This is a genomic window from Erwinia sp. S43 (assembly GCF_016624745.1).
GTDB classification, from domain to species: domain Bacteria; phylum Pseudomonadota; class Gammaproteobacteria; order Enterobacterales; family Enterobacteriaceae; genus Erwinia; species Erwinia coffeiphila.
This window is the reverse complement of sequence record NZ_JACVTX010000015.1, coordinates 85,800-108,505: the sequence shown is the minus strand read 5'-3', so window position 1 is coordinate 108,505 and position 22,706 is coordinate 85,800. Positions and strand designations below refer to the sequence as shown.

Annotated in this window: 17 protein-coding genes; 13 read left to right on the top strand and 4 right to left on the bottom strand. The window is 55.9% G+C overall.

Annotation, left to right across the window (positions count from 1 at the left end; translation table 11 throughout):
* Positions 1-8: 8 nt before the first annotated feature.
* Entirely contained in the window at positions 9-1,310 is a 1,302-nt protein-coding gene (locus tag IBT47_RS17440) for a uracil/xanthine transporter (RefSeq protein ID WP_200561758.1), read from the bottom strand.
* Positions 1,311-1,700: 390 nt separating this feature from the next.
* On the opposite strand from IBT47_RS17440, the gene IBT47_RS17435 reads away from it, so the two are divergent.
* The 12 genes from IBT47_RS17435 to IBT47_RS17380 all read left to right on the top strand — a co-directional run bounded on the left by IBT47_RS17435 (position 1,701) and on the right by IBT47_RS17380 (position 16,726).
* Positions 1,701-2,447 (top strand): transcriptional regulator, encoded by a 747-nt coding sequence (locus IBT47_RS17435; protein ID WP_234471958.1) that lies wholly within the window; start codon positions 1,701-1,703, stop codon positions 2,445-2,447.
* Between the two features lie 4 nt (positions 2,448-2,451).
* Positions 2,452-2,835, top strand: a complete 384-nt coding sequence (locus IBT47_RS17430; protein ID WP_200561756.1) for a RidA family protein — start codon at positions 2,452-2,454, stop codon at positions 2,833-2,835.
* Positions 2,836-2,865: 30 nt separating this feature from the next.
* Complete coding sequence (gene dpaL / locus IBT47_RS17425) at positions 2,866-4,053, top strand: diaminopropionate ammonia-lyase (RefSeq protein WP_200561754.1); 1,188 nt, start codon at positions 2,866-2,868, stop codon at positions 4,051-4,053.
* Between the two features lie 102 nt (positions 4,054-4,155).
* Positions 4,156-5,421, top strand: a complete 1,266-nt coding sequence (locus IBT47_RS17420) for a Zn-dependent hydrolase (RefSeq protein ID WP_200561752.1) — start codon at positions 4,156-4,158, stop codon at positions 5,419-5,421.
* Positions 5,422-5,484: 63 nt separating this feature from the next.
* Complete coding sequence (locus IBT47_RS17415; protein ID WP_200561750.1) at positions 5,485-6,660, top strand: M20 aminoacylase family protein; 1,176 nt, start codon at positions 5,485-5,487, stop codon at positions 6,658-6,660.
* 168 nt (positions 6,661-6,828) lie between these two features.
* Complete coding sequence (locus tag IBT47_RS17410) at positions 6,829-8,250, top strand: sodium:alanine symporter family protein (RefSeq protein ID WP_200561748.1); 1,422 nt, start codon at positions 6,829-6,831, stop codon at positions 8,248-8,250.
* Positions 8,251-8,635: 385 nt separating this feature from the next.
* A complete protein-coding gene (locus tag IBT47_RS17405) occupies positions 8,636-10,459 on the top strand; it encodes an iron ABC transporter permease (RefSeq protein WP_200561746.1) in 1,824 nt (607 codons plus the stop codon).
* Position 10,460: 1 nt separating this feature from the next.
* On the top strand, positions 10,461-11,540 hold the full coding sequence (locus IBT47_RS17400; RefSeq protein WP_200561744.1) for an ABC transporter ATP-binding protein: 1,080 nt from the start codon (positions 10,461-10,463) through the stop codon (positions 11,538-11,540).
* 30 nt (positions 11,541-11,570) lie between these two features.
* Positions 11,571-12,674 (top strand): ABC transporter substrate-binding protein, encoded by a 1,104-nt coding sequence (locus tag IBT47_RS17395; RefSeq protein ID WP_200561742.1) that lies wholly within the window; start codon positions 11,571-11,573, stop codon positions 12,672-12,674.
* Positions 12,675-12,728: 54 nt separating this feature from the next.
* Complete coding sequence (locus IBT47_RS17390) at positions 12,729-14,255, top strand: inositol monophosphatase family protein (RefSeq protein WP_200561740.1); 1,527 nt, start codon at positions 12,729-12,731, stop codon at positions 14,253-14,255.
* Positions 14,245-15,252 carry a substrate-binding domain-containing protein gene (locus IBT47_RS17385; protein WP_200561738.1) on the top strand — a complete coding sequence of 336 codons (1,008 nt, stop codon included), beginning with the start codon at positions 14,245-14,247 and terminating at the stop codon, positions 15,250-15,252. The genes IBT47_RS17390 and IBT47_RS17385 overlap by 11 nt, the downstream gene beginning before the upstream one ends.
* 268 nt (positions 15,253-15,520) lie before the next feature.
* Positions 15,521-16,726 carry an MFS transporter gene (locus IBT47_RS17380; RefSeq protein WP_200561736.1) on the top strand — a complete coding sequence of 402 codons (1,206 nt, stop codon included), beginning with the start codon at positions 15,521-15,523 and terminating at the stop codon, positions 16,724-16,726.
* 103 nt (positions 16,727-16,829) lie between these two features.
* On the opposite strand, the gene IBT47_RS17375 is transcribed toward IBT47_RS17380, so the two are convergent.
* From IBT47_RS17375 to ssb1, 3 genes are all read right to left on the bottom strand, one after another.
* Entirely contained in the window at positions 16,830-17,738 is a 909-nt protein-coding gene (locus IBT47_RS17375) for a hypothetical protein (RefSeq protein ID WP_200561734.1), read from the bottom strand.
* Complete coding sequence (locus tag IBT47_RS17370; RefSeq protein WP_234471957.1) at positions 17,723-18,802, bottom strand: type IV toxin-antitoxin system AbiEi family antitoxin; 1,080 nt, start codon at positions 18,800-18,802, stop codon at positions 17,723-17,725. Before IBT47_RS17370 ends, IBT47_RS17375 begins: the two co-directional genes overlap by 16 nt.
* 231 nt (positions 18,803-19,033) lie before the next feature.
* Positions 19,034-19,570 (bottom strand): single-stranded DNA-binding protein SSB1, encoded by a 537-nt coding sequence (ssb1, locus tag IBT47_RS17365; protein ID WP_200561730.1) that lies wholly within the window; start codon positions 19,568-19,570, stop codon positions 19,034-19,036.
* A 294-nt stretch (positions 19,571-19,864) separates the two neighbouring features.
* Here ssb1 and uvrA point away from each other — a divergent pair, with 294 nt between their 5' ends.
* A complete protein-coding gene (uvrA, locus tag IBT47_RS17360) occupies positions 19,865-22,693 on the top strand; it encodes an excinuclease ABC subunit UvrA (RefSeq protein WP_200561728.1) in 2,829 nt (942 codons plus the stop codon).
* The last annotated feature ends 13 nt before the right edge of the window (positions 22,694-22,706 follow it).

The following is a 22,706-nucleotide window of genomic DNA, read 5'->3' as shown; positions in this document are numbered from 1 at the left end:
AATTGAAGCTACTTCACACGTTCCCAGGGCACCAGCCTTTCCAGAACCAGCACCATGATGATGCCCATCAGCAAACCATTTCCCAGCAGCGGGCGAATCAGCAACGGCACATTCTGTAGATAAGCCGACGGCAGTGCGATAAGAAACAGTCCGGAGAAAATCGGTAAGGCAATACGGTAGATGTTCCGCGGATTCAGCGAGGTCTGAGAAAGGAAATAGAATGATGACCACAGCAAAGGCAGATAGGAGACCATCATGGCTGCGCTGCTGACCGGCAGAGGAATGGCGTTAAAAAAGCGGATGAGATCGGGCGTCAGCGCCACGATTAAAAACAGTATGCTGCCAATCAGGAAAGACCGTCGGCTTGAATCACCGGTTTGGGTCAGTAAGCCAATCGAGGAAACAAACGGGCTAAAAGGTACGGTGCCGAGCGGAGCAAACAGCAGGGTAAAGAAACCCGTAGTGATAAAACTGCGGCGATAAATATCCCCCCGCTCCGGCCGGTCGGTATACAGATTATCCGTACCGCGCAGCGCCCCAAAGGTATTGGATGCATTCACAATCCCCAGCAGCACGCAGATAAAAATAATCCCGGAACGAAGATGAAAATCGCCGTGCGGAATAAACAGCCGCCAGCTTACGTCAGTGGGTAATGCCTCCTCGGCACCGTAGAGCAGAGAAAAGATCAACCAGCCAGCAACTACCCCAACCAGCACGGCATAACGCGCGAAACGCTGGGGTAAAAAAACGATACCTGACACGATCAGCATCACCGTCAGGAAGGCCACCGGCACCGTATGCCAGTGAATGGTGGTAGCTTCGTTAGCGAGCCCAAACGGGATGCCGAGCATGCCCTTGAAAAAGATGCTGACCAGCTGCGCACCCAGTAAAAACATAAACACCACCATCACCGGCGGCGTAAAAAAGCCGGACAGCACGCGGCCAAATCCGGTCAGGCCAATCAGTATGGTCATTGCACCGGCAATGGCGATCCCGATGCAAAAGCTCATTGCAATATCGCCCAGCGGCGTTCCCTGAGACGATTCGGCATAGGTTACGCTCAGAATAGTTGCCCACCACAGCCCTCCCGGCCCTTCCATAATCGCCCGCCGATGGCCAAAGCAGACCTGAGCAATACAGGCCGCCGCCGCCCCGAGGAATGAGTATTGCGCGATGAGATAGGTCTCTTCAGGGGAGAGATGAAAAACGGATTTGAGCGTGGGCGGTATCACCACCGTATTACAGAAAATAAAAAAGAACCACTGCAGGCCGGATAACCCGTCATTTCGGGAAAAACATATATTAATCATTGTATTCAACCTGATAGATAAAAAACGACGTCACTACCTATTTACTATTAGCCACTATTGTTTATGAAAAGGGTCAGTGACTTTAACCAATAAAAGCAGTGCCCGTCTCTGTTGTACGGGCAGATGCGCCCGACACACCAGCAGCGTCGGCAGGCAAAATCTCAGCTCACCGTCCTGCATACCACACCAAAAAGTTACATTATGTTGACTTAAAAGTTGAGTGGGATAGTCAGAATTCACCGGGTCATAGTTAATATTTGTGATCCACAGCGTGATTTCGACAATCAAAAAAACACAACAACACATTGTTATATTTGATTTTTATTAAAATCAAGCGTATTTACCCCCGCCAACTTTCAGTTAATTTTAGTTGATTTTGAAGGGGGTTCGTTGTCAAATCATTCCCATATCGATTACAAAAGTGAACTGACTATGAATGTTGATGAAAACCTGCAGTCCCTTTCAGATTTCAAGGTGAACCTAACGGTGAAAGATCGCGAATTCATGCGCTCCTACTACCGCCTGGCCGACATGGTGGCCGATCTGATTGGGCCACACTGCGAAGTCGTTCTGCACTCTTTTGAAGATCTGGATACGTCCGTGGTGAAGATCGTCAACGGGCACCACACCGGACGCGGCGTCGGCTCGCCCATTACCGACATGGGGCTGAAAATGCTTCGGCAATTTTTGCAGACCGGCGAAGTGAACTCGAAAAGCTATTTTACCCGCAATAAAAATGGGGAGATTCTTAAATCCACCACCTCCGTAGTAGCCGGTGATGGGGATAAACCCATCGGACTGTTCTGCGTGAATATTAATTTATCGGTGCCTTTCCCCGAGCTGATTAAAACGCTGATGCCTGACAGTTCGCCATTATCCGTAGTGATGGAAAACTTCAGTACCAATTCTCAGGATGTGATTTTCCAGTCCACGCAAAAAGCGATAAATGACGTGGATAGCGATGCATCGATTAATAAAAAATTAAGAAATAAGTCGATTGTCTTCCAGCTTTTTGAAAACGGAATTTTTGAATTAAAAGAATCCGCCGGCATTGTTGCAGAGCAGCTCGGTATTTCCCGCCATGCGGTTTACAAATACCTGAGAGAATTTAAGTCCACGCATATCGAAAAGGAGTAATCGAATGAAACAGTCTATTTTCACCAATAAGGCACCGGCAGCGATTGGTCCCTATTCCCAGGGTGTTTCCTATGGCGATCTAGTGTTTACCTCCGGCCAGCTGCCGATCGATCCGGCCACCGCCGCCTTCCCTGAAGGGGGGATTAAAGAGCAAACGCGCCAGTCGCTGTTGAATGTCCAGGCGGTGCTGGAACAGAGCGGCGCATCGTTAAATTCGGTGATTAAAACCACCTGTTTCCTGGCAAACATGGATGATTTCGCAGAATTTAACGCCATTTATACCGACTTTTTCGGTACGGAGAATGCGCCAGCCCGCTCGTGCATTCAGGCCGCAAAATTACCGAAAGATGCCCTGGTCGAAGTCGAAGCGATTGCCCATAAGATCTGAGTTCAGGCTACGTTCCTGAGAGGAATCCGCATGTTGCGCATTACAGAAAACCCGTTCTATAACGGTGAAGCCGATCCGCTTTTTACCGTGGCGATTGCTGAAGAAGCGCATCGCTTCCACGCGAAGATCCCCGGATACGCCGAAACGCCACTTGTTTCTTTGGATAAGCTGGCAGCAAAGCTGGGGGTGAAGGCGATTTATGTCAAGGACGAGTCCAAACGCTTCGGCCTCAACGCCTTTAAAGTGCTCGGCGGCTCCTATGCACTGGGCAAACTGCTTGCAGAGAAGCTGAATCTCAGCATCGCCGACATTGATTTCAGTAAAGTGTCTCAGCAGCTCCCACAGCCCTTAACCTTTACGACAGCCACAGCCGGAAACCACGGGACAGGCGTGGCGTGGGCGGCCAGAGAGATGGGCCAGAAGGCCGTGGTATTTATGCCCAAAGGTGCCGCTGCTGCCAGCGTAAATCGCATTAAAGGGCTGGGCGCAGAGTGTATTGTCACCGACTGCAACTACGATGATACCGTCCGCCTGGCGTCGAAAACCGCTGAAGAGCAGGGCTGGACGCTGGTGCAGGACACGGCCTGGGAAGGCTATGAGCAGATCCCCACCTGGATCTCGCAGGGCTACACCACAATGGCTGCCGAAGCCGCCACGCAGCTTCGCGCCCTCGGCGTCGAAGCGCCAACGCATATCATGCTACAGGCCGGCGTCGGAGCCATGGCCGGCGGCGTGCTGGGCTTTTTCGCCAGTCTGTATGGTGCGGATCGTTTCTGTTCAATTATTTCCGAACCCGATACCGCGGATTGCCTGTATCAATCCATTTCCTCGGCGAACGGCGAACGGGTCGCGGTTGGGGGATCGCTGAACTCCATCATGGCCGGCCTGGCCTGTGGTGAAGTCAACCCGGTGACCTGGGGAGTGCTGCGCAACTGTGGTAACGCCTTTGTCAGGGTGAAAGATTCAGTATCGGCAACCGGTATGCGCCTGTTGGGCAATCCGCTGAAGGGCGACCCGCAGATTATCAGCGGTGAATCCGGGGCGATTAATGCCGGTTTGCTATACGCACTGGCTACGTCATCGGATCAAGACGTGCGGCAGGCAAAAGAGCGCCTGGGCATTAATGAACATGCCAGCATTCTTATTTTCAGTACCGAAGGTGATACGAATGAAGATCGCTACCGGGATATTGTCTGGAACGGTGCCTGGCCGCTTTAATTATTACCAATATATATCAAGATAAATATTTATTATCTCATTCAGGCGAGATATCCCTGAGCATGTCTTTATTTTAATGACCGATATAAGAGGAAGATTATTATGCAACTGCAACATAATCACTCGCTCATTCTTGACGGGAAACGGCTTATTTCCCAAATTAACGAACTGGGTGAAACAGGGGCGGATACAATTAACGGCGGCCGCACCCGGGCAGCCTTAACCGATGATGAAAAGCTTGGCAGAGATCTGCTGGTAAAATGGATGAAAGAACTCGACCTTGATATTCAGGTGGACAAGATTGGGAATATCTTCGGCACGCTGCCTGCCACCTCATCCGCTCCGGGCGACGCCAGTCGCCCGCTGATGATCGGCTCGCATATCGATACCGTCGTGAATGCCGGTGCGTTCGACGGCTGCTATGGCGTTCTGGCTGGCCTGGCGGTGGTCAGGGCGTTTCGACAGGCGGGCATCCAGCCCACCCGCCCGATTACCGTGGCCGCGTTTACCAATGAAGAAGGTATCCGCTATCAGCCCGATATGATGGGATCGCTGGTCTATGCCGGTGGCGCACCGCTGGCGGCGATTCTGGACACCATCGGCACGGACGGCACGCGCCTGGGTGATGAACTGGAACGTATTGGCTATGCCGGTGAGATGGAGCCAGGGGCAATTATCCCCCACGAGTATATTGAGCTGCATATTGAGCAGGGGCCAATTCTGGAAGCGGAAGGCATTCAGATTGGTGCCGTCGAGAATTTGCAGGGCATCTCCTGGCAGGAGATTACCATTACCGGCACCGCCAACCATGCGGGCACCACGCCGACACGCCTGCGACATGATGCCGGGTATGCGGCGGCAAGCGTCATCACTTTCCTGCGGGACATTGCAGCAAACGGCACCACGCTGGCGACGATTGGCAGCATGCGTTTTGAGCCGAACGTCATCAATGTTATCCCGCGCCTGGCCCGGTTCACCGTCGACCTGCGCGACCCGGATGAAGCGCGCTTACAAGCCGCTGAGCAGAAGCTGAAAGATTTCCTTGCTGCACTGGCCGAAAAAGAAGGCGTTCAGATCTCCTCAGAGCAGCTCGTTCGCTTCCAGCCGGTCATGTTTGACCAGGGTATCGTTGCGCAGATTATTCAATCCGCTGAAAGCGCTGGCCTGAGCTATCGCCGTATGACCTCCGGTGCCGGGCACGATGCACAGATGATCGCCCGCATCGCCCCTGCGGCGATGATTTTTGTCCCCAGCAAAGACGGCATCAGCCACAACCCGGCGGAATTTACCTCCGAAGAGGAACTGATTCGCGGTGCGAATTTGTTACTGGATGTGGTTAAACACCGGCTGCCTGACTACCAGAACTGATTCATACATTCATCATTTCAACTCTGACTGGAATGATGAATTTAATAAAACACGGAGATAAATATGAGCGATTTAACCGCATTTCATCAACAGCTGACAGCGTGGCGGCACTATCTTCACACTGTTCCTGAAACAGAATTCGATTTGGTAAAAACGCCCGATTTCGTTGCGGAGAAATTGCAGGCAATGGGCATCACCGTCTATCGCGGCATTGGCAAAACCGGTCTGGTTGGCGTGCTGAAAAAAGGCACCAGCGACCGCAGCATCGGTTTGCGCGCGGATATGGATGCACTGGATATTCTTGAAACCAGCACGCACGACTATGTTTCAAAAACCAAAGGAAAAATGCACGCCTGCGGACACGATGGTCATACCGCGACGCTGCTTGGCGCGGCGCAGCTGTTGCAGGAAAACTACGATTTTGACGGCACGGTGTATTTCGTTTTCCAGCCCGATGAAGAACACGGTCACGGTGCGCGAGCGATGATCGCGGATGGGCTGTTCGAGCGATTTCCGATGCAGGAGATCTATGGCGCGCATAATATGCCGGGCATTCCGGTGGGCAAATTTGCCACCTGCGTCGGCGGGATCATGGGCAGTGAAGACAACTTCATCATCCGTATTCGTGGCAAAGGCACCCACGCGGCCAGGCCGCATATGGGTAAAGATCCGATGGTCATCGCGGCGGAGATCATCACCTCTCTGCAAACCATTGTCTCCAGAAATGTGGATCCCTCCCTTTCTGCGGTGATTTCATGCACTGAAATTCATACCGACGGCGTGCGCAACGCGATTCCGGCGAATGTTGAGATCCGAGGCGATACGCGCTCTTACGATCCGGAAGTGCAGGCGCTGCTGGAAAAACGCATGCGGATTATCTGTAATTCAATTTGCGAGATGCACGAAGCGGAATGTGAATTTATCTATACCCATGAATATTCCCCGACGGTCAATCATGCCCGGGAAACCGCGTACGCCGTTGAAGCCGCCAATCAGGTGTTTGGCAGCGAGAATGTGGACCCCAAGACCTTACCGATGATGATCTCCGAAGATTTCGGCGCATTTCTTGAAAAAGTACCCGGTGCGTTTGTCTTTATAGGTAATGGGTGTGAGAAAGACGGCAAAGGTTATTTACCCTTGCATAGCTCATCCTACGATTTCAATGACGACATTCTTATTACGGGAGCAACATTCTTTGCCGAACTGGCAAGCCATCGCCTGTTGAAAAATAGTCAGTAAATTAAAAAATAACATTAAAGATAAAACAGCCTTATCCGATAACTGAAGAAAAACTGAATAATAAAAATAACAGCTATTTCTACACGGCATTTAAATAATGCCGTGGGAATAGCTGCATCATCTTACCAATATTCTGTATGGTCAGTCATAAAATATAAGAGGCTCACTATGGAAATCCTACGTTCAATAAACGCCATTTTCTGGGGGTGGCTGGTCGCCGGTTTGCTGCTGGGAACCGGGGTATTTTTTGCAATCAGGCTGTCATTCCCACAGATTAAATATTTCACAAAAATCTTTAACGCCTTAATTAACAGCCGAAAGTCCGGTGACAAAAAAGCCGTCTCCGGGTTTGGTGCCCTGTGCGCGGCACTAAGCAGCCAGGTGGGAACGGGCAGCCTGGTGGGCGTGGCAACGGCGCTGGCCTCCGGTGGGCCTGGTGCGATTTTCTGGATGTGGGTCACCGCGCTGCTGGGAATGGGGATTAGCTTTAGCGAAGCGATACTCGCCATCCTGTTCCGCGAAAGCAACGGTGACGGCACCTATCGCGGCGGACCGGCCTATTACATCTCTAAAGGACTGAATTTTAAACCGCTGGCCATCGCGTTTTCGATCAGCATGATTATCGGCATGGGCTTCTTCTACGCCATGGTTCAGGGCAATTCCGTTATTCTGGCAACGACAGGTATTTTCCACATTCACCCCGCTATTATTGGCCTGATTCTGGTGGCTTTTGTCTCGATTATTATATTTGGCGGCGTGAAGCGTATTAGTGATTTTGCTTCCGTCTTCGTTCCGTTCCTTGCCATCAGCTATATTATTCTTTCCCTGTTTATCATTCTTTCCAATGTCGAAAAACTCCCCGCCGTTATTTCATTAATCATGACCCAGGCGTTTAATTTCGATTCTGCCGCTGGCGGTGCAGCGGGATACACCATTTATCTGGCCTTCCGATACGGCGTGGCTCGCGGGCTATTTTCAAACGATGCGGGTAACGGCACCACGCCAAGCATGCATGCGACGGCGATTGTCAGCCATCCGGTGACTCAGGGTTTCACCGCCATGTTTGGCACGTTCTTTACCACCATTATCGTCTGTAGCTGTACGGCCTTTACCATTCTGCTGACCGGCGCGCTGGACAGCGGGCAAACGGGTGTCGAACTGACTCAAAGTGCGTTTAGCCTTGGCGTTGGCTCATGGGGGAAAAATATTGTCTTTATCGCCATGCTGATGTTTGGCTTTAAATCGATCATTGCCAATATCTACTACGGGGAAGTGAATCTTCGCTGGCTCACCGGCAATAAAATCCTCCTGCAGGTCTACCGTCTGTTGTGCTGTACTCTGGTCGTCTTCTGCGGAATGATCCCGGTCGCCACAATCTGGGAGCTGGTTGACTTTGCGGCGGCCACGTTAATTATCTTCAATGCACCTGCCCTGCTTATGCTGTCAAAATATGTCCTTTTCGCCCTGCGGGATTACGTTACGCAGAAGAAAAATGGCGTTGATGAACCCGAGTGGGACTACAGCCTTGATGTGAAAGACAGGCTGAATAACATGAAGAAAAGCGCATTAGAACGCGAACAGCAAAATTAAAGCAAAGCTCAAAATCCATTAACCCAAAAGATAAACCGCCTGTGGGAGGATTCACTCTCTGCCGCCACAGGCTGACCTGAAAATCAGGGCCGATAATGATCGGGCTACCTCAGACAGATTATCGGTCCTGCCCTTCGGCTGAACGCCGTACAACAGTCTACTGCTCCAGGTCGCCATGTAAAGTGACCATCATTAAACCTTCACACCCTGCCACACAGCGTTATCTTTCGCGCAGTAAAATACACGCAATAAAAAATATTAATCATTAATTTCAAACAGATAATAATTATCTCGCCGTTTTTTGCACATACGTGCAAAGAATTCGCAGAACTGTAACATTGCGCCGATATATTCCTGTCTGACCTTCACTGCCAGGGATAAATCCGTGTCCTACCCAACCGAAATACGCCACCGTCAGGCCGCGTGGCCCAGGTTCCGCCACCGGCTGTCGATTGTCAGCCATGAACCCGCCAACCTGCTGGCGGCCCTCCTTCTGATGCTGTTTAGCTGGATTATTCTTGCCCCTGTGGTGTCGGTGCTGCTGAATGCGGTGCTGGTTCAGAGCGGCGATGAAGGCCGCACCGGAGCGACAGAGGGCACGATGACCGCGTATTACCTGCTGCGCACGCTGACCTCGCGGATGTCCGAGCTGCTGCTGTGGACGCCGATGCTGAATACGCTGGCGGTGGCGCTGAGCACCGTGGTGGGCGCGATGGTGGTGGGTGTTTCGCTGGCGTGGCTGATCAACCGCACCGATATCGCTGGCAGAAAGTGGTTTGCCACCCTGCTGATCGTGCCGTTTATGCTGCCCTCCTGGACCTTTGCGCTGGCGTGGAACACCATTTTCAAAAATCACGCCATCGGCGGGCAGCCGGGCTGGCTGGAGGCGATGGGCATTCAGACGCCGAACTGGATGGCCTACGGTTACTTCCCTATCGTGGTGATTATGGTGCTGCACTACGCCCCGCTGGTGATCCTGATTGTCGGCAACGCTCTGAAGCGCATGGACAGCCAGATGGAAGAGTGCGCCCGCGTGCTCGGTGCCTCTCGCAACGCCATCGCCTTTAAAATCATTATTCCGCTGGTGCGCCCGGCGCTGCTTTCCGCCGCGCTGCTGATTTTTGCCGACTGCATCGGCGAGTTCGCCCTGCCCTATATTCTCGGCCTGCCGGTGCATTTCGATACGCTCTCCACCGGGTTGTATCGCGCTATCGGCACGCGTCAGTCCGGCGTGGCAGCGGTGATTGCCACGGTGATCATGCTGATGGGCATGCTGACTCTGATGCTGGATATGAAAATGCTGCGCGAGGCCAAACGCTTCGTTACCGTTGGCGGCAAAGGCGTGATGGAGCGCCGCCGTAATCTGGGCCGCTGGCGCATCGCCGCCGGGGCAATGCCGCTGCTGTTCGTGCTGCTCGGCGTGGCGATCCCGCTGCTGACCCTGTTCCTGTCGACCATTATGATCCTGCCGGGGCGCTTTACCCCCGACAACTTCACCCTCGCCTACTGGATCGGTCACGATCTGGATACGGTAGCGCTGCGCAGCGGCATTCTGCTGACCCCGGAATTCTGGCACACGGTGGGGAACACCCTGCTGATCGTCGGCTCGGCTTCCGTCGCCTGCGGCGTGCTGGGTTTACTGGTTGGCTACGCGGTGATGCGCTGCCATTTTCGCTGGATGGCCGCCTGCCTGCGCCAGCTCACCTTCCTGCCTTATCTGGTGCCGGGCATCGCCTTTGCCGCCGCGTTCCTGTCGCTGTTTGCGGTAGCCAGAGGCCCGGTTCCGGCGCTGTACGGCACGCCGCTGATTCTGGTGCTGGCGCTGATTGCGGAAAAAATGCCGTACGCCAGCCGCTCCGGCATCGCCGCGATGACCCAGCTGGGTAAAGAAGCCGAAGAAGCGGCGCGCATTGCCGGAGCGGGCTGGTTCGCCCGCATCCGTCGCATTGTGATCCCGATTCAGGCCGCGCCGCTGGCTACCGGCGTGCTGCTGCCGTTTATCTCAGGGATTAAGGGCGTCAGCCTGTTCGTCATCCTCGCCACCCCGGCGACCGACGTGCTGACCACTTATTCGCTGCGCCTGATTGACTACAACTACCAGCAGGCGGCCAACGCCGTGGTGCTGATGATTGCGCTGATTTCATGGGCTGGCACGGTGTTGATCCAAAGGATCACCGGTACCGGTCTGGCTGACGGACTGGAGAAATAAGATGCCGACGATTCATTTAAACAACCTCACCAAAACCTACCCCGGCAGCGATGCACCGGCGGTGAATAACATTAACCTGACGGTAAAAGACGGCGAGTTTATGTGCCTGCTGGGGCCGTCCGGCTGCGGTAAAACCACCATTCTGCGGATGATCGCCGGGATCGAGCACGCCAGCGGCGGCGAGATCCACATCGGCGATAAGATCGTTGATTCCATCTCGCAGGGCACCTGGGTGCCGCCGGAAAAGCGCGGCATCGGCCTGGTGTTTCAGAGCTACGCGCTCTGGCCGCATATGACCGTGGAGCAGAACGTCGATTTCGGCCTGCGCCTGCAAAAAGTGCCAACCCGCGAGCGTATCGCCCGCTGCCAGGACGTGATGGAAAAGCTGCGCATTGCCGATTACGCCAAGCGCTACCCGGCACAGCTTTCCGGCGGCCAGCAGCAGCGCGTCGCTCTGGCCCGTATGCTGGCGGTGAACCCCGGCGTCCTGCTGCTGGATGAACCGCTCTCCAACCTTGATGCCACCCTGCGGCTGGAGATGCGCGCCGAGCTGCGTCGCCTGCATGAAACCTTTGGCACGACCATCGTCTTCGTCAGTCACGACCAGTGGGAGGCAATGACCCTCGCCACCACCATTGCGGTGATGAGCGCCGGGCATATGCAGCAGGTCGGCACGCCGGATGAGATCTATGCCACCCCGGCCAACCGCTTTGTCGCCGAGTTTATCGGTACGCCACGGCTAAATATGATCCCGCTGGACCAGCCGGTCAGCCCGCTGGCACAGCATCTTCAGCAGCGTTTTGACCTGCTCGACCGCACTCTGCACTGCGGCATTCGCCCGGAGGAGATTGTGCTTAGCGAAGGGGCTGGCAACAACGGCATTACGATGACCATCGACAACATTATGCCCACCGGTGGCAGTTGGGTGATTGAGCTGGTAGCCGGAGAGGATCGCCTGTTCCACTCCACGCAGCTGCGGCCGCGCTGGCAGGCGCGCCAGCAGGTGCACTGCCAGCTCCCGACTCACTCCCTGCACTTCTTTAACAACAGCGGGATGCGTCACGACGTTTACACACGTTAATTCGTTTTTATCACTTTTAAGGGAACCACCATGAAGCGCAATTTGACCGCCGCCGTTATCGCCAGTGCCCTGCTGGGCAGCACTTTTGCTCAGGCTGAAACGTTCGATCTTCAACAGCTGATCGCCGCCGCAAAGCAGGAACAGCCGATTACCGTGTATGCCTCCACCGGTAAAATCGTCCAGCAGGCAAAAGCCTTCAGCGAGCAGTACGGGTTACAGGCTAACGGCGTTAAAGCCGATGCGCCGCAGATCATTGAAATTATCAGCCGGGAAGCACAGGCGAAAAACGTGCGGGCCGACGTCGCCATCGTTGAGGATGCTCCGGCGGGAATGACCCAGCTGCTGAATAAAGGCTATGTGCAGAGCTGGGTGCCGGACGATCTTAAGAGCAGCATCCCCGCGCGCTATCAGGAACCGCTGACCGTGGTGCTGGCTCCGAACGTTTTTGCCTACAATACCGCTCATCACGCCACCTGCCCGGTGACTAACCTCTGGCAGCTGACTGAGCCATCCTGGCGCGGCCGCGTAGCGATGCAGGACCCGACCAGCAAACCAGCCTATACCGACTGGTTCAGCCAGATGGAAACCCACTACGATCAGCAGGTGCGCGAAGCCTATCAGCAGCAGTTCGGCAAACCGCTGCAAACTGATGAGAAGTCCGCCACCGCCGCCTTCGTCAAGGCGCTGGCGGGCAACGGCGTGCTGCTGACCCACTCCGACAACGATGCCGCCTCTGCCATCGGCGCGCCGGACGGTAAAACCGACTTCGTCGGCCTGGTGTCTACCGCCAAATTCCGCGACAACAAGCAGGGCATGAAGCTGGGCCTGTGCAGCGGCCTGAAGCCGTTTATCGGCTGGAATTACCCGAGCCTCGGCGTGGTGGCAACTGGCAGTAAAAGCCCGAACACCGCGAAGCTGTTTATTCACTATCTGCTGACCGCCGAAGGCATCGCCCCGCAGGGCGTGGACGGCAAAATGTCCACCAATCCGGCGGTGAAACTGCCTGCCGATGAGGCCTCCGGCATCGAAAAATATCGCGGCGAACTGATGGAGTACCTGACCGCCACGGCGAAAGAAGACTGGAAAAGCCGCCAGGACTGGCAGGATATCTGGAGCCTGAACTACAAAAAATAACGCCCCGCGCAGCGACGGGGCAGTTCCTCTTTCACTCAGAACAGGCAGCATATTTTGACCACGATCGATATTGCACAGCGCGAAGCGGCGCTCAAACGCATTGTTACCGAAGCCGGGGATACCGCCCTGCGCTTCTTCCACTCCCGTAAAGCGGGGGAATACGAACTCAAGGGCCATCAGGACATTCTGACCGAGGCCGATACCTTCGTTGAGGCGATGATTTTACGGGCGATTGGCGATGCCTTCCCCGACGATCTGATCCTCGGCGAAGAGTCCGCCAGCCAGCCCGCCAGCGCGGAGAGCCTGTGGGTGGTCGATCCGATTGACGGCACCGCCAACTTTGCCCGCGGCATCGCCCATTTCTGCGTCTGCATTGCCTGGGTTCACCGGGGTGTAACCGAGCTGGGCGCGATTTATAACCCCTCAAGCCAGGAGCTGTATCTGGCGCGGCGCGGCCACTATGCGCTGAAAAACGACCGGCCGCTGCGCTGCACGGCGGTTAGCGACACGCAGCGTGCCGCCGTCGAACTGGGCTGGTCTGCCCGCCACGGCCAGCGCCGCTATCTGGAAGTGATGAGTTCGATTCTGAATCTCGGCACCAGCGTGCGGCGCGGCGGTTCCGGCGCGCTGGCGCTGGCGTGGGTGGCGGAAGGCCGTACCGATGGCTATGTGGAAATTCATATGAACGCCTGGGACTGCCTGGCAGGGATGCTGCTGGTGCGCGAAGCGGGCGGCCGGATTGGCATTGCTCCACAGACGGCAGAAGGGATTTTCAACGGTCTGCCGGTGCTGGCCGTCGCCCCCGGCATCGCCAGCGAACTGTCCCGTGCGGCGGGAATTCCGCTGGCGACGGATTATCACGCCAGCGGATCTGAGGCAGCGCCCGTCGCAGGCACAGCGGTGAATGACGGTGAATCGGGCACCGCCCCGGAATCGGCCATCACGCAGGCGACGGATGCCGTTCAACCGGCCGTGCCGCACTATCCCCGCCCGCCGATCAGCCTGATTGTGGAAGATTTCCCCGGCTGGGGAATGGATATCTATATCGGCGGTTCAGCCGGGGTGAGCGATGCCGCGCTGCTGGCAGAGCACGATATCGGCGTGGTGATTAACTGTGCGGTAAACCTCGACATTGACTGGGTAAACACGCCGGAAGCCAGCGCCGCCGCGCATCTGCTTTCACACGGTGCCGGACCGGTGCGCTACTACAAGCTGGGGCTGATCGACGGCGACGGCAACGCGCCGGAGATGCTGCACGCGGGCTATCAGCTGATGCGCTCTGCACTGCTGCAGCAGATCCCGGATAAAGCTTCCTACCGCAATCGCCGACGTGGCAACATCCTGGTCAACTGCCGCGGAGGCCGCAGCCGCTCGGTGTCGTTAGTGGCGCTGTTTATGCACCTGGAGTGCCCGGAGCGCTTCCCGACGCTTGATGCCGCGATTGCGTTAATCCGCGACCGCCGCCAGCTCCACCCGGATGAGTGGTTTGAAGCACCTAAGCCGTCGCTGACCCGTCTGGCGGAGCAGGCGATTGTGCGCGAACGAGCCATCGCCGCAGCGGAACAGCATAATGAGCGATAGCAGCAAACAGGCAGGATTTGCCAGCGCCACCGAGGTGGCGCGCCTGGCGGGCGTCTCCCGCTCGGCGGTGTCGCGCACCTTTACCCCCGGCAGCAGCGTCTCGGCGGAAACCCGGCGCAAGGTGCTCGCCGCCGCAGAGGCGCTGAACTACCACGTTAATCATCTGGCGCGCGGCCTGTCGAAGGAGGCCAGCCGCCCGGTGTGTATTCTCGGCGGCAATCTGGCCTCGCCGTATCAGTCCAGCCTACTGGAGCACCTGACCCGCCGCCTGAACCAGGCCGGGCGCGCGGTGATGGTGATCAACACCGACGACGGTGAAGCGAGCGCCAAAGAAGCCCTGCAGCAGACGCTGAACTACCGCTCCACTGCCACCATCGTGCTGTCGGGCAAACCGCCCGGCTCGCTGATTGAGATCTGCCTGCAAAGCGGGCAGCAGGTGATTCTGATTAACCGCATGGGTCAGTATGCCGGTGCGGACACCATCGACATCGACTACAGTTCGACGATGAAGGAGGCTTTTGACCACCTGATCGCCGCCGGATGCCAGCATCTTGCCGTGATTTCCTCCACCGCACGTTCACCCAGCATGGTGATCCGTGAAACCGGCTTTATGCAGGCCGCTGCCGACGCGGAGGCCGATGTTTCCCTGATCCGCCCAGGCAGTACCAGCTACCAGACCGGCGTCCTCGCCGCTCGTGAGCTGTTAAGCCAGCCAACGCGGCCGGACGGCGTATTCTGCGTCACCGATCTGATCGCCTGCGGCTTTATCGACGCCGCACGCCATGAATTTGGCCTGCGCATCCCGGAAGATCTCTGCGTGATTGGCTTCGATGATATCGAACAGGCCAGCTGGCTGGGCTATCGGCTCACCACCTTCTCGCAGCCGCTGGCGGAGATGGCGGAAGCAGCCTGCGAGCTGCTGCTTTCCCCGGACGCAGAACGGCCGGGAAGCCGGGTTTTTGATGCACGTCTGGTTAAGCGAAGAACGCTACGCTAAAGCGGAATTGAGCGCGAGTGCGATCGGCATCAGCATGTGAAAAATTCAGCGACTTTTGACTAATAATCCCCCAAAAAGCAGTGAGATTTATCGTATACTGATTGCGCTATAAGAATAAATTCACCTCGCTGAACGTCCACCGCCCTCGAAGCCGTTGGTTACCGCACAGCACCCCGCCCACGCGCGGGGTTTTTGTATTACAAAGATAAAATGGACATACCGCACGCTGCGGGATGCTGATCGGCATCAGAGAATAACAGGAGACTTCATGGCTAATCCCTATCGCGCACTGTTTGCCACACCCGGAGCACTGGGGCTGGCGGTCGCGAGTACTATTGTGCGCCTACCGCAGGCGATGATCGGCATCGGCATTGTGACCATGCTGGTGCAGAAGACCGGACAGTACTGGCTGGCCGGTGCCGTGGCCGGGGTTTACACGCTGGCAAATGCGCTGGTTGGCCCGCAGATTTCCAAGGTAGTAGACCGACGCGGGCAAAGCCGGGTACTGCCCTATGTCACCGCCTACAGTATCGGCATGCTGATGGCGCTGATTGTCGCGGTGTATATGCAGGCACCCGCTCCGCTGCTGTTTATTCTGGCGCTGCTGGCCGGTGCGATGCCGAGTATGCCGGCAATGATTCGCGCCCGCTGGCTACAGCTTTTCCGCGGCAGGCCGCAGCTGCACACCGCGTTCTCGCTGGATACGGTAATTACCGAGCTGGTGTTTACCATCGGCCCGCCGGTAGCCATCGTGCTCAGTACCAGCGTCTTCCCCGAAGCCGGGCCGCTGGTGGCGCTGCTGCTGCTGATCGTTGGCATCACTGCCTTTTTGATGCAGAAACAGACCGAGCCGAAGGTGGTGGAAGGCCTGGGTAAGCAGACCAGCTCGACCCTGCTGATCCCCGGCGTACGCACCATCGTCTTCGCGCTGCTGGCGCTGGGGGTGATTGCCGGTTCGGTTGAGGTGGCGGTGGTGGCCTTCGCCAATATGCAGGGCTGGCCATCTGCCGCCAGCTTTGTGCTGGCCGCCTATGCGCTGGGTTCGATGATCGCCGGACTGCTGTTCGGCACGCTAAAAATTACCGCACCGATTGAGAAGCAGTTCCTGTGCGGCGGCGTGGTGATGGCGGTAACGACACTGTTCCCGATTTTATCCCCCAACGTTTACGTGCTGGCTCTAACGCTGTTTTTTGCCGGTGTGTCGTTTGCGCCAACGATGGTTATTGTGATGAATATCGGCACCACGATTCTGCCGCCTTCCAGGATTACCGAAGGGCTGACGTGGATGACCACCGGCATCAGCCTCGGCGTGGCGCTGGGCAGCGTGCTGGCGGGGATGGTTATCGATCTCCACGGCGCACGGGCCGGATTCAGCGTGGCGATGATCGCCGGGCTGGTGATGGTGCTTATCGTTCTGATGGGGCTGCGCGTGCTGCGCTCTTCTTCTGCGGTGTGTGTTGAGACGGCGAGTTAACCCTCGTCGTCGTTGGCAAAATCGTTGATTTTCACTACAGGCATCAAGCTTAATTCTGGGCTTGGTGCCTGTTAATGACAGGAGGAAAATACCACACCACGCGTTATACGGCTGACTGCTCTGTCTGGGCCTGAATCTCATGCAGCAATGCCTGAATTAACCCTGATGCATAGCGCTGTGCGAGAATACGTTCGTCATCATTCTCAATGGAAAAAAATCGAGCGTAGGCAACAGCCCCCACTTTTTCAAAGCCCTCACCGTAGTCGTCATCGCAGAAACGCCGTGCCAGTGCGGCTAATCCATCCCTGAGTGCCTCCTGATGCAGCCTCGATCGAATCCGAACGACAAAAAGTGCAGCAACTTCTTTAACCGAGCCTGAATACCGAATAACGTGAATAAGGTCGGCAGCATCTTTATTTTCCTGCCGCTGGTCCAGCGCAATAGCCTTCAGGATCACAAAAGATGGAACATCCGCAAAACGCACCATGTCTACAGACATGCCACCGCCATCCAGAAGTTCCGCGGCAACTTCTCGCTCCTGATACCAATCATTTACGATCCCAACATGTTTGATTGTGAGAGCAGATACCGACTCACCGCTGACACTGGCCGTCCTACCCGGAGTATCATTCCCTGCATCGCGAAGAAGTTCGACAACCACCTCAATCTGCTTATCGACCCTCCTTCGCCATCTCCAGGATGCCGCCTTTCCATCTTCCAGCCATCGTTCAAATCCCCGAGCCTTTAGCTGATCCGCCAGACTGGTGTATTCATTTCCAACGGCCAATACTTCAAGATTTAGCACAATATCTACATCAGAAGTCCCAACGTGCATCGGCACATCAGGAGGGGATTCAGGGGTAAGGTAACGTGGCACCAATCCACCCACCAGGCGTAGCGTATCCTTCAAATTTCCAAATGCACTGAGCAGTGTCAAAAGCGTTCTCTCACACGCGAGAGTAACGTCAGTATCGTACCCTGATGCAGTACGAGGTTTCAGTTCCTTTGCCATAACAACTCCAGGTGTTTTCTAAAGCTATCAGCCAGTTCTTTATTGCGCCCACGTCCATTTAGCAAGTCCAAATACAGAATGTATGGACTGGCAAAATAACCCAGACGATCTGCGCACTTACTGCGGAAAAGTAAGCTCGCCCCCCGGCGTTCGACCAGCGAGATATTGGCCCCCTTTGGGGCTGGTTTAAGATTCAGTGCTTCCGCCATCAAATGGCCGTCACCATCAGCCACAACGATTTCTGCACTATCTGTCCCCGTCAGTACAGGCACAATCGTATTGGCTGCAGCTGTCCCGGTGAAAGCCCAGGCGAAATCAATTTGATGTGTATCTATCCTTTCGGCAAGCTCACCCAGCAGGAGGCCAGGATTTTCAACGAAGGTATACCATCTGGATTCCTGAGCATTACGCCCCCGCCAGTTTTCAACCCAGGCGTCCAGGAGCAGCCCGGGTCGTATCAGCTTTCTACGTTTGCCCGGCCCTTTACCTTCCTCATTAACCCATTCCCGCAAAATGAGTTCCTGCAAAACCAATGAACAAGTGTATTGAGATGTTTGGGCAAGCCTCGCTAACTCCGTTCCTGATAGCCAGGTATCATTGTGCATTAACAGAGCATGGACAACGTTTTCACGCGCATCAGTGAACAGATCAACCACACCCTCTTTCTTTCTAACTGGATTTGAGGGTTTTTCGATATTAATCAACCAGAAACCATGTTTAAGGAAAAGGCTTCCACCGGATTCGTAATAGGCAAAACCTGATTCCTTCAGTTCCCTTTTAGATCCAGGACTGAGGGATTGCGCGGCAACCATACCAATAATGTCGCCAGGGTGGCGATGCGCATTTTTGCGAAGATTTAACCGCCTGACTGCATTCCGGATATCTCTCGGATAACCGCTACTAACGATCTCAACATGAATAGTCAGTACGCTGTTTTGCATCTTAATGTTGATTGCGTCATCAGGTGCAGACGTTTCGGACGCACCAGATTCAGGAACTGACACTGTATGAATAGCAGCATCGGTTCCAATTGCATCAGTCAGACTTTTAATCAATGCTTCCAAAGTCTGCCTTCTAAATCCAGGCCTTACAGCCCTGATTCCAGCCATATTATTAGCCTTAAATTCGTTATTAGCTGTACAGCTAATAATATAAAATTAGCAAATATTAAAGCTAACCTAATCATAAACTGTGCAAATAACAAGCGTTTTAAGGTTGAGCCAGGCCTGTGGCTGGAATAAAAAAACCCTGCCGAAGCAGGGTTTTTCATGGACTTAACTTGCGTTCTTTGTTGCTTAGAACGGGATATCGTCATCAAAGTCCATTGGCGGTTCGTTGTTCGCCGGAGCGCTGTTCTGCTGTGGCTGCTGCGGGCGAGACTGCGCGCCGCCGCTGAACTGGTTGCCGCCCTGTGGCTGCTGTGGCTGGCCCCAGCCGTTATTGTTGTTCTGGCCGCCACCTGCCGGTGCGCCGCCGCCCTGTGCACGGCCGCCCAGCATCTGCATGGTGCCGCCAACATTAACAACAACTTCGGTGGTGTATTTTTCTACACCGGCCTGGTCGGTCCATTTGCGGGTTTGCAGGGAGCCTTCGATATAAACCTGAGAACCTTTACGCAGGTATTCACCGGCCACTTCCGCCAGCTTGCCGAACAGCACAACGCGGTGCCACTCGGTCTTCTCTTTGGTTTCACCGGTCTGCTTGTCACGCCAGCTTTCGGACGTAGCCAGAGTAATGTTGGCAACGGCACCGCCATTTGGCATGTAGCGGACTTCCGGATCCTGACCCAGATTCCCAACTAAAATAACTTTGTTTACGCCTCTGCTGGCCATGTTGCTGTCTCCGATAAATGTGTCTGACTAAGTCTAAGCGCAAAATTCTAACACGCACACCTCTTAATGACACGTGCAGAGATCCGCGTTTACGAGGCGGATCGAAAACTCTTTTTTAATACAACGCATAACGATCGGGGAGCAAAACCGCAGCAGAAAGCGGATCGACCGGGATGGCACCTGACGCCAAAACACTGGTTATCCATTCAGGTTTTTTTGTGCCATAATGACGTGTTTCTTTTCTGGCCATGCCGGGCAGGCATGGTGAGGTTTGTGCTAATCCGGGAATTGTGAATGGATAAGATCGAAGTACGGGGTGCCCGCACCCACAATCTGAAAAATATTAACCTGATCATTCCGCGCGATAAACTGATCGTCGTCACCGGCCTGTCAGGTTCCGGGAAATCCTCGCTGGCGTTCGATACGCTGTATGCCGAGGGCCAGCGCCGCTACGTGGAGTCGCTCTCCGCCTATGCGCGTCAGTTCCTTTCGCTGATGGAAAAGCCGGACGTTGACCATATTGAGGGGCTGTCACCGGCGATCTCAATTGAGCAGAAATCCACCTCACACAACCCGCGTTCCACCGTCGGGACCATTACTGAAATTCACGACTACCTGCGCCTGCTGTTTGCCCGCGTCGGCGAGCCGCGCTGCCCGGATCACGATGTGACGCTGGCCGCACAGACCGTCAGCCAGATGGTGGACAACGTGCTGGCGCAGCCTGAAGGCCGCCGCCTGATGCTGCTGGCACCGATTATTAAAGAGCGTAAGGGTGAGCACACCAAGACGCTGGAAAACCTCGCCAGCCAGGGCTATATCCGCGCGCGTATCGATGGCGAAGTCTGCGATCTTTCCGATCCACCGAAGCTGGAGCTGCAGAAGAAGCACACCATTGAAGTGGTAGTGGATCGCTTTAAGGTACGTGAGGATCTGGCGCAGCGCCTGGCGGAGTCGTTTGAAACCGCGCTGGAACTGTCCGGCGGCACCGCCGTCGTGGCCGATATGGACGATCCGAAGGCCGAAGAGCTGTTGTTCTCCGCCAACTTCGCCTGCCCGGTGTGCGGCTACAGCATGAGCGAGCTGGAACCGCGCCTGTTCTCCTTTAACAACCCCGCCGGTGCCTGCCCGACCTGCGACGGGCTGGGCGTGCAGCAGTATTTCGATCCGGATCGCGTGGTGCAGAACCCCGATCTGTCGCTGGCCGGTGGGGCCATTCGCGGCTGGGATCGTCGTAACTTCTACTACTTCCAGATGCTGCGCTCGCTGGCCGATCACCTCGGCTTTGACATTGAAGCACCGTTCAGCTCGCTGAAAGAGTACGACCGTAAGGTCATTCTTTACGGCTCCGGCAAAGAGAATATCGAATTCAAATACGTTAACGATCGCGGTGATACCTCGGTGCGTCGGCATCCGTTTGAGGGCGTGCTGCACAATATGGAGCGCCGCTATAAAGAGACGGAATCCTCCGCCGTGCGTGAAGAGCTGGCGAAGTTTATCAGCAACCGCGCCTGCGCCAGCTGTAACGGCACCCGCCTGCGTCGCGAAGCGCGCCACGTGTTTGTGGAAAACACCACGCTGCCGACCATTTCAGATATGAGCATCGGCCACGCGATGACCTTCTTCGAAAATATGAAGCTCAGCGGCCAGCGCGCCAAAATCGCCGAGAAGGTGCTGAAAGAGATTGGCGATCGCCTGCGCTTCCTGGTTAACGTCGGTCTGAACTACCTTTCCATGTCCCGTTCGGCGGAAACGCTCTCCGGCGGCGAGGCGCAGCGTATCCGCCTGGCCAGCCAGATCGGTGCCGGGCTGGTTGGCGTGATGTACGTGCTGGATGAGCCGTCGATCGGCCTGCATCAGCGCGACAACGAGCGCCTGCTGGAAACGCTGGTCCACCTGCGCAATCTCGGCAATACGGTGATTGTGGTGGAGCATGATGAAGACGCGATCCGCGCCGCCGATCACGTGATTGATATCGGACCGGGTGCGGGCGTGCACGGCGGGCAGATCGTCGCGGAAGGCACCGTGGACGACATTATGGCGGTTGAGGAATCCCTTACCGGCCAGTTCCTCAGCGGCAAGCGCGGCATTGCCATTCCCGCCGAGCGGGTTAAAGGCGATCCGGAGAAGGTGCTGAAGCTGACCGGGGCGACCGGCAACAACCTGAAGGACGTGACGCTGACCCTGCCGGTCGGGCTGTTCACCTGCATTACCGGAGTTTCCGGCTCCGGCAAATCCACGCTGATCAACGATACGCTGTTCCCTATCGCCCAGCGTCAGCTGAACGGTGCCACCATTGCCGAACCGGCCCCGTACCGCGAAGTGAGCGGCATGGAGCACTTCGACAAGGTGATCGACATCGATCAAAGCCCGATTGGCCGTACCCCGCGTTCTAACCCGGCGACCTATACCGGGATTTTCACCCCGGTGCGCGAGCTGTTTGCCGGAGTGCCGGAGTCGCGTACGCGCGGCTACACGCCGGGACGCTTCAGCTTTAACGTGCGCGGCGGGCGCTGCGAAGCCTGCCAGGGTGACGGCGTACTGAAGGTAGAGATGCACTTCCTGCCGGATATCTACGTGCCGTGCGACCAGTGTAAGGGCAAGCGCTATAACCGCGAGACGCTGGAAGTGAAGTACAAGGGCAAGAGCATCCACGAAGTGCTGGAGATGACCATTGAAGAAGCGCGCGAGTTCTTCGATGCCGTTCCGGCGCTGGCACGCAAGCTGCAAACGCTGATCGACGTCGGCCTGTCCTATATCCGCCTTGGTCAGTCGGCGACCACGCTCTCCGGCGGTGAGGCGCAGCGCGTTAAGCTGGCGCGCGAGCTGTCCAAGCGCGGCACCGGCCAGACGCTGTATATCCTGGATGAGCCGACCACCGGTCTGCACTTTGCCGATATCCAGCAGCTGCTGGAAGTGCTGCACCAGCTGCGTGACCAGGGCAACACCATCGTGGTGATTGAGCACAACCTCGACGTGATCAAAACCGCCGACTGGATCGTTGACCTGGGGCCGGAAGGCGGCAGCGGCGGCGGCGAAATCCTGGTGTCCGGCACGCCGGAAACCGTGGCCGAGTGCGAGAAGTCCCACACCGCGCGCTTCCTCAAGCCGCTGCTGGTGAAATAAATCGAGAGGGCGG

Coding starts and splice junctions, on each gene's coding strand:
- IBT47_RS17440 (WP_200561758.1), bottom strand. CDS start 1,310: ATGATTAATATATGTTTTTCCCGAAATGACGGGTTATCCGGCCTGCAG.
- IBT47_RS17430 (WP_200561756.1), top strand. CDS start 2,452: ATGAAACAGTCTATTTTCACCAATAAGGCACCGGCAGCGATTGGTCCC.
- dpaL (WP_200561754.1), top strand. CDS start 2,866: ATGTTGCGCATTACAGAAAACCCGTTCTATAACGGTGAAGCCGATCCG.
- IBT47_RS17420 (WP_200561752.1), top strand. CDS start 4,156: ATGCAACTGCAACATAATCACTCGCTCATTCTTGACGGGAAACGGCTT.
- IBT47_RS17415 (WP_200561750.1), top strand. CDS start 5,485: ATGAGCGATTTAACCGCATTTCATCAACAGCTGACAGCGTGGCGGCAC.
- IBT47_RS17410 (WP_200561748.1), top strand. CDS start 6,829: ATGGAAATCCTACGTTCAATAAACGCCATTTTCTGGGGGTGGCTGGTC.
- IBT47_RS17400 (WP_200561744.1), top strand. CDS start 10,461: ATGCCGACGATTCATTTAAACAACCTCACCAAAACCTACCCCGGCAGC.
- IBT47_RS17395 (WP_200561742.1), top strand. CDS start 11,571: ATGAAGCGCAATTTGACCGCCGCCGTTATCGCCAGTGCCCTGCTGGGC.
- IBT47_RS17385 (WP_200561738.1), top strand. CDS start 14,245: ATGAGCGATAGCAGCAAACAGGCAGGATTTGCCAGCGCCACCGAGGTG.
- IBT47_RS17380 (WP_200561736.1), top strand. CDS start 15,521: ATGGCTAATCCCTATCGCGCACTGTTTGCCACACCCGGAGCACTGGGG.
- IBT47_RS17375 (WP_200561734.1), bottom strand. CDS start 17,738: ATGGCAAAGGAACTGAAACCTCGTACTGCATCAGGGTACGATACTGAC.
- ssb1 (WP_200561730.1), bottom strand. CDS start 19,570: ATGGCCAGCAGAGGCGTAAACAAAGTTATTTTAGTTGGGAATCTGGGT.
- uvrA (WP_200561728.1), top strand. CDS start 19,865: ATGGATAAGATCGAAGTACGGGGTGCCCGCACCCACAATCTGAAAAAT.